General features: G+C 40.1%; 11 protein-coding genes and 1 tRNA gene. 8 read left to right on the top strand and 4 right to left on the bottom strand.

Annotated features, from left to right (window positions below; translation table 11 throughout):
* The first annotated feature begins 208 nt into the window (after positions 1 to 208).
* From H5163_RS02445 to H5163_RS02415, 7 genes are all read left to right on the top strand, one after another.
* Entirely contained in the window at positions 209 to 2,170 is a 1,962-nt protein-coding gene (locus H5163_RS02445; RefSeq protein ID WP_145233192.1) for an FAD-dependent oxidoreductase, read from the top strand.
* Positions 2,171 to 2,234: 64 nt separating this feature from the next.
* A complete protein-coding gene (locus H5163_RS02440) occupies positions 2,235 to 2,912 on the top strand; it encodes a DoxX family protein (RefSeq protein ID WP_149982495.1) in 678 nt (225 codons plus the stop codon).
* A gap of 114 nt (positions 2,913 to 3,026) precedes the next feature.
* Positions 3,027 to 3,575 carry an NAD(P)H nitroreductase gene (locus H5163_RS02435; protein WP_145233196.1) on the top strand — a complete coding sequence of 183 codons (549 nt, stop codon included), beginning with the start codon at positions 3,027 to 3,029 and terminating at the stop codon, positions 3,573 to 3,575.
* 202 nt (positions 3,576 to 3,777) lie between these two features.
* The gene (locus tag H5163_RS02430; RefSeq protein WP_145233198.1) at positions 3,778 to 4,155 is read left to right on the top strand and encodes a hypothetical protein; all 378 of its coding nucleotides are present in this window, start codon (positions 3,778 to 3,780) and stop codon (positions 4,153 to 4,155) included.
* 101 nt (positions 4,156 to 4,256) lie between these two features.
* Positions 4,257 to 4,347, top strand: a tRNA-Ser gene (locus H5163_RS02425).
* A 49-nt stretch (positions 4,348 to 4,396) separates the two neighbouring features.
* Positions 4,397 to 4,783, top strand: a complete 387-nt coding sequence (locus H5163_RS02420; RefSeq protein ID WP_179959208.1) for a hypothetical protein — start codon at positions 4,397 to 4,399, stop codon at positions 4,781 to 4,783.
* Between the two features lie 104 nt (positions 4,784 to 4,887).
* Positions 4,888 to 5,505 (top strand): FKBP-type peptidyl-prolyl cis-trans isomerase, encoded by a 618-nt coding sequence (locus tag H5163_RS02415; protein ID WP_149982493.1) that lies wholly within the window; start codon positions 4,888 to 4,890, stop codon positions 5,503 to 5,505.
* Between the two features lie 70 nt (positions 5,506 to 5,575).
* Here the strand turns inward: H5163_RS02415 and H5163_RS02410 are convergent, their stop codons facing one another.
* Entirely contained in the window at positions 5,576 to 7,960 is a 2,385-nt protein-coding gene (locus tag H5163_RS02410; RefSeq protein WP_182734227.1) for a TonB-dependent receptor domain-containing protein, read from the bottom strand.
* Between the two features lie 150 nt (positions 7,961 to 8,110).
* On the opposite strand from H5163_RS02410, the gene H5163_RS02405 reads away from it, so the two are divergent.
* Positions 8,111 to 8,638: a YaeQ family protein gene (locus H5163_RS02405; RefSeq protein ID WP_182717449.1), complete on the top strand. Its 528-nt coding sequence runs from the start codon at positions 8,111 to 8,113 to the stop codon at positions 8,636 to 8,638.
* Between the two features lie 4 nt (positions 8,639 to 8,642).
* On the opposite strand, the gene yfaE is transcribed toward H5163_RS02405, so the two are convergent.
* From yfaE to nrdA, 3 genes are all read right to left on the bottom strand, one after another.
* Positions 8,643 to 8,915 (bottom strand): class I ribonucleotide reductase maintenance protein YfaE, encoded by a 273-nt coding sequence (yfaE, locus tag H5163_RS02400; protein ID WP_145233207.1) that lies wholly within the window; start codon positions 8,913 to 8,915, stop codon positions 8,643 to 8,645.
* Complete coding sequence (gene nrdB / locus H5163_RS02395; RefSeq protein ID WP_145233209.1) at positions 8,915 to 10,045, bottom strand: class Ia ribonucleoside-diphosphate reductase subunit beta; 1,131 nt, start codon at positions 10,043 to 10,045, stop codon at positions 8,915 to 8,917. The genes yfaE and nrdB overlap by 1 nt, the downstream gene beginning before the upstream one ends.
* A gap of 69 nt (positions 10,046 to 10,114) precedes the next feature.
* The gene (gene nrdA, locus H5163_RS02390) at positions 10,115 to 12,397 is read right to left on the bottom strand and encodes a class 1a ribonucleoside-diphosphate reductase subunit alpha (protein WP_145233211.1); all 2,283 of its coding nucleotides are present in this window, start codon (positions 12,395 to 12,397) and stop codon (positions 10,115 to 10,117) included.
* Positions 12,398 to 12,507 lie beyond the last annotated feature (110 nt).

Genomic DNA, 12,507 nt, shown 5'->3' with positions numbered 1-12,507 from the left:
TAGTCTGGTACAACTTATATCTGTCACCATCTTAGCTCAGAATAAAAATTAATTTAACTGTTAAATCGTAACTAAGTATTTATGAGCGAGGTTTTAACCGTGAGAATGTGAACATATTAACTAATTTATCGCTTTTGTTGCTTATTGCTTGCCAATCGAGCAAAATTGGCTAATGTATAGAGGTTAGACCAGTTCATTGGGGCAGAGGATGTTAGAACAACAATTACAATTGAAACACACACAGCTACGTAACCGTTTGGTAATGGGCTCAATGCACACGGGGCTTGAAGAGGGATGGCATAACCGAAAACGACTGCGTGCTTTTTATGAAGCGCGCGCAAAAGGTGGTACTGCGATGCTCATTACGGGGGGCTACAGTCCTAATTTGCGTGGCAAATTAACCCCAATCTCATCGTCTTTTAATAGCTATTATGATGTGTTTAAGCACCGTGCATACACTGATGTTGTCCATCAACACGGCGGTAAGATTTGCTTACAATTATTACATGCTGGACGTTATGCGTATCATCCATTTAATCAAGCACCAAGTGCAATTAAAGCACCTATTAACCCATATCAACCCAAAGCAATGTCGCTCAGTGCAATAAAAAAAACCATCAAAGACTTTGCTCATTCCGCCTATTTAGCACAAAAGGCAGGCTACGATGGCGTTGAAGTGATGGGCTCAGAAGGTTATTTGATTAATGAGTTTATGGCACCGCATACCAATAAACGCTCAGATGAATACGGTGGAAGTTTAGAAAACCGTATGCGTTTAGCGTTAGAGATAGTCAAAGCTGTACGTGCCAAAGTAAATAAAGAATTTTTAATTATCTTTCGATTATCGGTGATGGATTTAATTCCGAATGGGTCAACACCTGAAGAGGTTACTATCCAGGCCAAAGCATTAGAGCAGGCTGGAGTTGATATTTTAAATACCGGCATAGGCTGGCATGAAGCTCGAGTGCCTACTATTGCGAGTATGGTGCCAGCAGGTGCATTTAAAGAAGCTTCAAAACGTTTAAAAGAAGTGGTATCGGTTCCTGTCATTGCTGTAAATCGTATTAATACCCCCGAGATTGCCAATGAAATTTTAACTGCAGGGGATGCCGATCTGATTTCGATGGCACGACCACTATTAGCCGATCCAGAATTTTTTAATAAATATCAAGCACAACAAAGTAAACACATTAATATTTGTATCGGCTGTAATCAGGGCTGTTTAGATCATGTATTTAAAGGTAAACGAGCAACATGCTTAGTGAATCCTCAAGCGGGGTTTGAGCTAGATTATCCTCTTGAGCTGACCAACAAGGCTAAAAATGTGTTGGTTGTAGGTGCTGGGCCTGCGGGCTTATCTGCCAGTTGTTACTTAGCGCAAAAAGGCCATACGGTAACGCTGATTGATAAAAATACAGATATGGGCGGCCAATTTAATTTAGCGATGCGAATTCCTGGTAAAGAAGATTTCAATCATACCCTGCGTTATTTTATTAATGAACTTGAACGTCTAAAGGTCACGGTAACACTCAATACTCCTTTTACCGATAAAATGCTTGAGCAATACGATGACGTGGTGTTTGCAACGGGTGTGCGCCCGCGTGAGGCAAACTTTACCTGCGCGGATAATAAACGTGTTTTTTCATACGATGAAGTTATTCGTGGTGAAGTTGAATTAGGGCAATCGATTGCAATTTTAGGTGCCGGCGGCATTGGCTTTGATATGGTTGCTTTTTTAAGTGAACATAAAGATCAAAGTATTGCTGATTTTAAATCGCAGTGGGGAATTGAATGTCAGCCAAGTCCAGATAAAGATAATCGTCAATTGTTTATGCTAAAACGCAGCGCCGGGCGTTTTGGCAGTGAGCTTGGTAAAACAACGGGCTGGATACATCGTCAAGTTGCAAAGCAACATGGTGTAAAACAGATCGCTGATTGTCAGTATCATCATTTTGATCAGCAAGGTCTAAAAATTACTGTGGCAGGAGAGGAGCAGGTGCTACCTGTTGATACAGTGATCGCTTGTATCGGGCAAGTCTCTAATAACGAATTAATGTCGGGGTTAATCGATAATCCTAAAGTACATGTAATTGGCGGGGCCAAATTAGCATCAGCAATTGATGCAAAACGAGCTATTTATGAAGCGCTTCAGGTCGCGCGTAAAATTTAACTGAAATAAACTTTTAATCGTAGCGGTCTTTGTTTAATACATTTCAAAAGACTAGACTGCTACGATGAATACATTGATCACACTATATAAAACTTCCCTACAAAAAATAGCCATTTTTGATGGTATCCCTGCTTTACTATTTAGACTGATACTGGCGCCAGTTATGATCATCGCAGGTTATAACAAGCTAAATATCAGTGGTAATGGTAATGGTTTTTTTGAATTCTTTTTAGCTTCTCCAGATGTTGTTGCTTGGTTTGGTAACCCAGATTGGGGTTTAGGCTTACCTTTTCCAGATTTACTGGCTTTTTTAGCTGGCTGGAGTGAATTTCTCGGTGGCTGGCTGCTCTTAGTTGGTTTATTAACCCGTCTGGTTAGCATACCGCTGATGTTTACTATGGTCGTTGCCGCAACCTCTGTACATTGGCACAATGGCTGGTTTGCGATTGCGCCGACAGATCCAGATACTAGTGCTGCACAAGTACTTGATTGGTTGGCGATCCCCGGTGCAAAAGAAAGTTTAGATAATTCCCGAGAAGTAAAAGAACGTATTGAGAAAATTCGAGGACTTGTACAAGAACATGGTTTCCCAGATTACCTTTATGAAAAGGGTAAACCGTCGATTTTGAATAATGGCATTGAGTTTTCAGCAATTTATTTTGCGATGTTATTGAGTTTATTTTTTACCGGCGGTGGGCGTTTTGTTAGCCTTGATCACTGGTTACGGAAAAGATTCGAATAATCTAAATCTCTACCTGTCAGTTTGCGACGCCCGTCGCAAACTTTCTAACTTTCAAACTTTCTCAGCAATCCCTATCAATGCTATGCTAGTTTCTTTTTTAATTAGAGAATCGCTATGGACGCTATTGAGCTTTTATTGACTCGTCAGTCAGATCCTCGACTGATTGCACCTGCCCCAAACAACAGTCAACTTGATATTATTAAACAAGCAGCGCTTCGTGTGCCTGATCATGGTTGCCTTGCGCCTTGGCAATTTATTGTTGTTGCAGAAGATGCGCGAGAACGACTCGGCGAAATTTATTATCAAAGTGCAGTTGCAGAACAACAAGATGAAAAAGTAATTAATCGTGCCAAAGAGTTACCGCTGCGTGCACCGATGATAATCATTGCCATTGCCAAATATCAAGCGCACCCAAAAGTGCCGCGTATAGAACAAGTACAAAGTGCTGGTTGTGCTGTGTTAGCTATGCAACAAGCAGCTTTTGCGCAAGGACTGGGTGGTGTCTGGCGTACTGGTTACTTTGCGCAAAGTGAGGCGGTAAAAGCGGCGTTAAAGCTTGATAATGAAGATGAGATTGTCGGTTACCTGTATTTAGGCACTCCAGAAGTGGACTGTAAAAAGGCTGTTCGTCATAGCCCAGAACACTTTTTCACAAACTTATAGTTGCCAAAACGTAATTAATTGGAACTTTGTCGTGTTATTTCAGTCAGAGTGCATTAAGGCTACCTTTGTTATTATCTTTAGGTAGCTTGGCTGTCTGAAGCGCTTGGATGCAATAACCCTCAATACAATGGTTTGTTATTTTTCTGCAGTTTGTTAATGTATGGAGTGTCTTAATTAGAATAACAACAAGAAGACGAGGATAATGGGAAATTTATTTTTACGTGAAAAAGAAAAATGGTTAACGTGGTCCTTATGGGGTTTTGTTGGTGCGGCTATCACTCTTTACACAGCATTTAGTACACAGACTCCTCATTTAATAGCGATCTCATCAACTGCTATTGTGGTTATCTTAGCGTGGTGGATGCAACGCACAAGACGATTTGATTTTGGTAGAGCGTTTAAAGTGTGTTGTTACGTGTTGTTTGTGAGTATTTTACCCGCTTTTGTATTGGTGCTTGTACCAAGTGATGATCTAAACCGTTTTGATTTAATCTTTCAGAGCTTAAGTTTTGTAACTTTTAGCTTATTAGTCTGCTTACTGTGTTCGTGGGTCGCGAAACGTCCAAAACAGTATTATTGATGTATTTTTAAGCGCTTTGAGTAATTGTAACGATTAATTTGAACTTTTTTACTTTTAGGGCTTTACAACAAGGCGGCTAACCCCTATTATCCGCGCCGTACGGAGAGATGGCAGAGTGGTCGAATGCACCGGTCTTGAAAACCGGCAGGGGTTTATAGCCCCTCTAGGGTTCAAATCCCTATCTCTCCACCATATTTAAAAAGCCGCCTTATGGGCGGCTTTTTGCTATCTGGAGTTTAAGATGTCACAGCAAAATCAATTAAACACCACACAACGGGTGCTAAAACACGTACTGTTATGGTCGGTGTTTGGCTACTGTTATCACAGTGCTATTAACTTACTCGTTAAAATGGCGATGGATGCACAACCAGAGCATGTATTGCTCACAGCTATGCTTTACTGCCTAGGCTTTAATCTATTAGCTGGGCATTTAATTACTAAATATGATAAATACTGGCCAGAAATTGCGGCAATATTTATTGGTTGTATCGGTTTATTAGTCGTGCCGGTGCTATTAGTTGGTACGCAGGCATTACTGAGTCGTCCATTACTTGCTGGTATTTTAATCAGCTTGCCAATCTTGACTTTTGCTGTGCGCTTAATAAAGCGAAAACTCACTAAAAACTAGCTCTAAAGAAGCCCAAAAGGGCTTTTTTTTATGATAGCATAGGCGCGTCTTTTAACTGATACCAGCGTTATTAAGCTTGGTATAAACAAAACGTGAAACATATTATGTCAGATAATTTTACTACAGATGCTGAAAAAGCAAGTTACGGTATTGGCCTACAGATGGGTGAGCAACTTAAAGCTAACCCTTTCGAAGGTTTAAACTTAAATTCAGTATTTGCAGGCATGAAAGATGCGTATGTGGGCGGCGATTTCCAAGTTGAGATCCCTGAGATCCAAGCTGCATTCGAAAAAATCAACACTGAAATCCAAGCACGTCGTGAAGAAGAAGCGAAAGTACTTGCAGCTGAAGGCATTGCATTCTTAGAAGAAAATGCAAAACGTGCTGAAATCACAGTGACTGAGTCTGGTCTTCAATATGAAGTACTAGCAACAGGTGAAGGCAAAAAGCCAACTGCTGAGTCAACAGTGCGTGTTGATTATCACGGTACACTTATCAACGGTACTGTATTTGACAGCTCTTATGAGCGTGGTCAACCTGCTGAGTTTCCAGTTGGTGGCGTGATCAAAGGCTGGACTGAAGCATTACAAATGATGCCTGAAGGCACCAAATGGCGTATCTATGTTCCTCATGAGCTTGCTTATGGAGAACGTGGTGCCGGTGCTGCAATTGCACCATTCTCAACACTGGTATTTGACGTTGAGCTACACGAAATTCTTTAATTAGAAATTGAGTAATAAAAAGCCGCGCTAATAACTATTAGCGCGGCTTTTTTATGGTTATTTACTGAGATCAGAAATAACCACGTAGACCAATTCTAAAGTTACGCCCAGGAAGTGGCGCTTCATCTTTAATAAATGAACTATGTACAAAACCCAGTTCATCCGTAATATTATCAACGTTGATATAAAACTGTGTATCTACCGGACCGACACTTAATTGATAATTTGCTTGCGCATCGAACAGTGTATAGCCATCAGTTGCGGTTTCATAAGCCGTAATATCACGTTGTTCAAAGTAGTGTGTGCCAGTTAAGCTGAACTGCCAATCACTGATATTATACTGAAATTCTGAACCTAACTTATTTGCTGGAATACGCGGTAAATACCCTTCATCATCAGCAAGTTTTGCAGTGGTTGAGTCACCAAATACTTTTACCATCGCATTTGAATTTAATTGATAATGTGCATCAAATTCAATGCCGTATAATTTCGCATTTTTACTGACAAATTGATAAACAGCCATACCATCATCGTGGCCAGGCTCTGCAGCTTCAAGGCCGTGCTCTTCATCAAACATTAACCCCGTGTTTTGCTGATAGTAAAAATTGGCAATGTCGTTATAGAAAAAGTTAACCGTATAACCAAAATCGCCACTAAAGCGTCTAAAGCCAAAATCAATATTGGTTGATGTTTCTTGTTTGATATTTTCAGGTTCGAAGTGAATTTCACCGTCTTCTATCGCGTAGCCTAAACCAAGCTCATAGGTGCCAGTTGCAATATGGACACCATTTGATAATAGCTCGGCTGATAACGGTGCGCGTTCAGAGTGTGACACGCTCAGCGCAATACTTTGTCCGGGTGTATATTGCCAAATAGCGCCTGCTGAAGCGCTCAGATTAGTAAAGCTTTTACTGTAAGGCGTTATTTCATTGGCGTGTTCATCAGTATGATCATCTTCATGGTCATGCGCAGCAGCACCGACATTACTATCAATATTATAATCTTCAATACGCGCACCTAATTCTAATGTCACGTTGCCAAACTGTTTTTCTTCGAGGATAAATAATGCATGAGTAGTCGTTTTGCTAGCGGGTGTGAAGGCTTCTTCACCATCGGCATCATAATCAGATTCACTAAAATGATAACCAGCCATACCATGCCAATTACCTAACTTATGCTCGATATTTAAACGTGCTTCAGTGGTTTCATTACTAAAGATAGTACCGATCGCGCCATCTTCAATTTCAGCATGGCGATAATCAGTATAACCTAGACGTAAATTAATAGTTTCAATCCAGTTGTTGTGTAATGCATAGCTCATCAAACCTTGCCAGCGATCTTGTTCTACACGCGCATAAACGGCTTCTTCTTCGCCTTCATCATGGTCGTGTTCGTGTTCGTGATCATGGCCATGTTCATGGCTATGTGCTGGAATACCGTAGTCGGTTTCAATACGGCCATAAGAAACACCTAGCGTTAAATGCTCACCTACATAGCTAGTACCAAAGTTAACGGTTTGGCTATCAATAAAGGTATTTTTTACCGAGGTGGCTGTTTCATGCTCTTCTTCGTCATGACCCTCATGATCTTCGTGCTCTTCTTCAGGTAAGTTAAAACGCGGAGTTTGGTAGTCATCACCAGTGCGTTTGGTACCGTCAAAATGGAAGTTAAAGTTGTTATGGCCCGTCTCAAGCTTGGCAGCATAGGTGTTGGCATTTGAAACCGTGTCATGGCTGTATTCAACAGCCCCAGTTAACTGCTCGATATTATCAGTTGGAATGCGGTTATCTACTACGTTAACTACGCCACCAATCGCGCCTGAGCCATAAAGTAGCGTAGCTGGGCCACGCAAAACTTCAATCTGTTCTGCAGCTAGGCTGTCATTCGATGTTGCGTGATCTGGGCCAATACGTGACGCATCGCTGCTGTCTAAGCCATTTTGGGTGATTTTAACGCGAGGGCCATCTAGGCCACGGATTATAGGGCTAGATGAAACAGGGCCAAAATAGCTGGCATTAACACCCGGGAGGCCTTTGAGCGTTTCGCCTAACGTGGGTTTTGCTTTATTGCGCAGTTCATCACCACTGAGTACACTCACTGGTGAAATCATCTCTAAGCTATTTTTATGCAGGGCAGAGGCATACACAACGACAGATTCAACTGACGTAGGTACAAGCGTGATATTTAGAGCAGAACTGGTTTCAGTTACTTGAACTCTAGCATCAACAAAATTATTTTTACTAATATGTAATTGGCTATTAGCATCAATATTAATACTAAATCGGCCATTCTCGTCAGTTTTAATTGACTGTGCTTTACCGTGTACGTGCACATCGGCATAGCTGAGTGGTTGCTTGTTATTGTCAAAAACTTGCCCAGTTACCAGCGCAGCATGAGCAGAAAAAGAGCTTAAAGCAGTGATAATTGCAGTTGATATTAATGAATGTCGGATCATGGTTACTACGTTGTTGCTATTATGTTGTGATATAATATAACACCATCATTTGTGCTGATCAATAATGTTATACCATAACTTTTAAAATAAACGTGCTTATATCAGATTGGGCTATACTCAATAGGAGTAACGGCGAGACTGGTGAATATTATGTCTGATAAAACACGTATTTTTAAAGCACGATTTAGCATAGCTGATCTGCGTCATCAGCGTAATCACAAAGAAATTTTTACCACAGCGTTGACTAAAAATGAAACACTGGAGCATTTTGTTTTAAAGCTATTAGGCTATTGTATTTTATCTTATGACAGCCATGCAGTGCTTAATAAACTTGCTGATAAACTACAGCCAGATGTAGGAATTCAAGCGTTGGATGAACATTATAAAACCTGGTTAAGTGTTGATAAACCTGACCTTGATGAATTAGTTAAGATCGCTAAGCAAGTGGATGAATTATTAATTTTAACAACGGGCAATAGTGAATGGTTAACGCAATCTCAGTCACGGTTAAAGTTATTTGATAATAGCCATATTATTGAGATTGACCAGCAGTTTATTGATGATATTCAGGTGGATTTAACACGCAGTTTAAATTGGGATGTAACCATAGATGAAAGTAGTTTAATGATCAGTGATAAAATACATTGCTATGAAACAAAGCAGTTTGACTGGCATTAACAAATTACTTCAAATTGAGAGTGATATTGCCATCGGGTTTACAGCAGCACAGCAGTACTTCTCCATCACGTACAAAGGCGAGTGGTTCTTCGTTATAGGTGACTTGCCCTGCTACTAGGGTTGCTCTACAGGCACCACAATATCCTTCTCTACACTGAAAAGGAATTTCATATTGCTGTTGTTCTAGGCAGTCTAAAAGGGAATGACAGCCAGTGTCAAAATCTACACACTGGCTATTATCTGCAAAGTGGATCTTTGCAGTTTTGTTGCTGGTCATTAGAGATCGAAGTCACCGAAATCAGAGGCATTAACTTGAGAGTCAATTTGGCCTACAAGGTATGAGCTGATCTCCGCTTCTTGTGGAGCAACTTGTACATTGTCTGACACCAACCATGAATTGATCCATGGGATAGGGTTACTGCTGGTTTTAAACTGTGTTGGTAAACCAACTGCAGTCATACGAGCATTAGTAATGTACTCAACGTATTGGCATAAAATATCTTTGTTTAAGCCAATCATTGAACCATCTTTAAACAGGTATTCAGCCCATTCTTTTTCTTGTTCAGCAGCATCAACAAACATCTTGATCGCTTCATCACGACACTGGGCTGCTACGATAGCCATTTCAGGATCGTCTTTACCATCTTGCATAATATTCAAAATATGCTGAGTACCAGAAAGATGAAGCGCTTCATCACGGGCGATCAGCTTAATAATTTTAGCGTTACCTTCCATTAATTCTCGCTCTGCAAACGCAAATGAACAGGCAAAACTGACATAAAAACGGATCGCTTCTAAGATATTCACTGACATCATTGCAAGGTATAAAAGCTTTTTAAGTTCAAATAAACTGATATGAACTGTTTCGCCATTAAGTTCATGTTTACCTTCACCGTATAAGTTATACACAGCCACTTTATTAATTAATTCATCGTAATATTTAGTTACGGCATCAGCACGTTCACTGATCTTTTCGTTACTAACGATATCATCAAAAATAAGCTCAGGGGCTTGGGTAACGTTACGAATAATATGTGTATATGAACGGCTATGGATTGTTTCACTAAATGCCCATGTTTCAATCCAGGTCTCAAGTTCTGGGATCGACACAATTGGCAGTAACGCAACATTAGGCGAGCGACCTTGCACACTATCAAGTAAGGTTTGATATTTTAAGTTACTTAAAAATATATGTTTTTCGTGATCAGGTAAGGCCTGAAAATCTAACCGATCTTTACTTACATCGACTTCTTCAGGACGCCAAAAAAACGATAGTTGTTTTTCAATTAGCTTTTCGAAAATAGGGTACTTCTGTTGATCATAACGCGATACGTTAACGGTTTGGCCGAAAAACATCGGTTCTTGTAGTTGGTTATTATGGTTTCGGCTAAAAGTAGTATAAGACATAAGATCACTCAAAAAACGAACAGGGCAAAGCGGGCGTATAGCCCGCTTCCAATTTATATTTATTACCGATTAGATTTTACACGCACCGCCTGCACAATCATCATCTTCCACTTCTGGTGTATCTTCTTGCATATCAGATGCACCATCACGGGTGTTATGGTAGTAAAGGGTTTTAACGCCAAGTTTGTAAGCACCCAGTAAATCTTGTAATAAGACCTTCATTGGTACTTTACCACCTTCAAACTTATTTGGATCGTAGTTAGTATTGGCAGAAATTGTTTGGTCAACAAACTTTTGCATAATACCCACTAATTCTAAATAACCTTTATTTGATGGGATATCCCACAATAATTCATAATTATTTTTAAGGCGTTCATACTCAGGTACAACTTGTTTTAAAATACCATCTTTACTGGCTTTAACACTGATATGACCACGTGGTGGTTCAATACCATTAGTTGCATTTGAAATTTGCGACGATGTCTCAGATGGCATCAACGCAGATAACGTTGAGTTACGCATACCATGCTCTTTAATATTGGCACGTAATGTATCCCAATCTAAATGCAATGGTTCATCACAAATTTTATCCAAATCACGTTTGTACGTATCGGTTGGCATAATACCTTGCGAATACGTTGTTTCGTTAAATTTAGGACATGCACCACGTTCTTTAGCCAGTTCATTTGAGGCTTTCATTAGGTAATACTGAATTGCTTCAAATGTTTTGTGAGTCAATGCATTGGCACTGCCATCAGAATAACGTTTGCCATTTTTAGCAAGGTAATATGCGTAGTTGATTACGCCTATTCCTAGTGTACGACGGCCCATAGTTGCATTATGTGCTGCTGGCACCGGGTAGTCTTGGAAATCCAGTAAGTTATCAAGTGCACGTACCGCAAGTTCTGCAAGCTCTTCAAGTTCATCCAGTGACTCAATCGCACCTAAGTTAAAGGCCGACAGCGTACACAGTGCAATTTCACCTTCTTCATCATTAACATTGTTAAGTGGTTTAGTTGGCAATGCAATTTCTAAACATAAGTTAGATTGGCGAATTGGTGCCACTTTAGCAATGAACGGGCTGTGTGTATTACAGTGGTCAACGTTTTGTAAATAGATGCGGCCAGTGCTAGCACGCTCTTGTGCAAACATTGAAAACAGCTCAATAGCTTTAATACGTTTTTTACGAATTGACTCGTCTTGTTCATATTGTACGTAAAGACGATCAAATTCATCTTGATCTTCAAAAAATGCATCATATAAACCAGGCACATCAGACGGGCTGAATAATGTGATGTAATCATCTTTGATCAAACGTGAGTACATTAGTTTATTAAACTGTACACCGTAATCTAAGTGACGAACGCGGTTATCATCAACACCACGGTTGTTTTTAAGCACTAATAAGTTTTCAACTTCTAGATGCCAAAGTGGATAGAACAGGGTTGCTGCGCCACCACGGACACCACCTTGCGAACAACTTTTAACGGCCGTTTGAAAGTGCTTATAAAACGGGATACAACCAGTGTGGTATGCTTCACCATTGCGAATAGGGCTACCTAGTGCGCGAATACGACCAGCATTAATACCAATACCTGCACGTTGCGATACGTATTTTACAATCGCTGATGAGGTTGCATTAATTGAATCTAGGCTGTCACCGCATTCAATCAGTACACATGAACTGAATTGACGCGTAGGGGTACGAACTCCCGCCATAATAGGCGTAGGTAATGAAATTTTGAACAATGACACTGCATCGTAAAAACGCTTTATGTAGTCTAAACGCGTTTCTTTTGGGTAATCAGAGAACAAGCTTGCTGCAACTAAAATATATAAAAACTGTGCGCTTTCATAAATTTCACCCGTAACACGGTTTTGTACTAAATATTTACCTTCAAGCTGTTTAACAGCAGCATAGCTGAAGTTTAAATCACGTCCATGATCAAGGTATTCATCCAGTTGATCAATTTCTTGCTCTGTGTAGTCAGCTAGTAAGTGTGCATCGTAACGCTTATCTTCAACTAACTTAACGATATGATCATACAAGCGCGGTGGCTCAAATTGACCATAGGCTTTTTTACGCAAATGGAATACAGCTAAGCGGGCTGATAAATATTGATAATCAGGCGACTCTTTAGAGATCTGATCAGCGGCCGCTTTGATGATGGTTTCATGGATGTCTTCAGTACGAATACCATCATAAAACTGGATGTGCGATTTCAGCTCAACTTGTGAGACAGACACATTATTTAGACCTTCGGCGGCCCAAGCAATAACGCGATGGATCTTATCTAAATCAAGTGACTCTTTACGGCCGTCACGTTTGCTTACAGATAGCTGTTGGTTCATAGTTTTGCCTGTATTCCTTGGGATATAATATTTTTTAGTGACACATTTTTCTTAAAATAAATTTTTTATTGCAATAAAATTGTATTAGCGCGAATTTAATTGAATAACAT

Source organism: Pseudoalteromonas sp. SG44-8 (assembly GCF_014164125.1).
Lineage (GTDB): Bacteria > Pseudomonadota > Gammaproteobacteria > Enterobacterales > Alteromonadaceae > Pseudoalteromonas > Pseudoalteromonas rhizosphaerae.
This window is presented reverse-complemented; position numbering and strand designations above follow the sequence as displayed.

Excerpts from the sequence above, each read along its gene's own strand:
- H5163_RS02445 (WP_145233192.1), top strand. The coding sequence starts at position 209 with ATGTTAGAACAACAATTACAATTGAAACACACACAGCTACGTAACCGT.
- H5163_RS02440 (WP_149982495.1), top strand. The coding sequence starts at position 2,235 with ATGAATACATTGATCACACTATATAAAACTTCCCTACAAAAAATAGCC.
- H5163_RS02435 (WP_145233196.1), top strand. The coding sequence starts at position 3,027 with ATGGACGCTATTGAGCTTTTATTGACTCGTCAGTCAGATCCTCGACTG.
- H5163_RS02430 (WP_145233198.1), top strand. The coding sequence starts at position 3,778 with ATGGGAAATTTATTTTTACGTGAAAAAGAAAAATGGTTAACGTGGTCC.
- H5163_RS02420 (WP_179959208.1), top strand. The coding sequence starts at position 4,397 with ATGTCACAGCAAAATCAATTAAACACCACACAACGGGTGCTAAAACAC.
- H5163_RS02415 (WP_149982493.1), top strand. The coding sequence starts at position 4,888 with ATGTCAGATAATTTTACTACAGATGCTGAAAAAGCAAGTTACGGTATT.
- H5163_RS02410 (WP_182734227.1), bottom strand. The coding sequence starts at position 7,960 with ATGATCCGACATTCATTAATATCAACTGCAATTATCACTGCTTTAAGC.
- H5163_RS02405 (WP_182717449.1), top strand. The coding sequence starts at position 8,111 with ATGTCTGATAAAACACGTATTTTTAAAGCACGATTTAGCATAGCTGAT.
- yfaE (WP_145233207.1), bottom strand. The coding sequence starts at position 8,915 with ATGACCAGCAACAAAACTGCAAAGATCCACTTTGCAGATAATAGCCAG.
- nrdB (WP_145233209.1), bottom strand. The coding sequence starts at position 10,045 with ATGTCTTATACTACTTTTAGCCGAAACCATAATAACCAACTACAAGAA.
- nrdA (WP_145233211.1), bottom strand. The coding sequence starts at position 12,397 with ATGAACCAACAGCTATCTGTAAGCAAACGTGACGGCCGTAAAGAGTCA.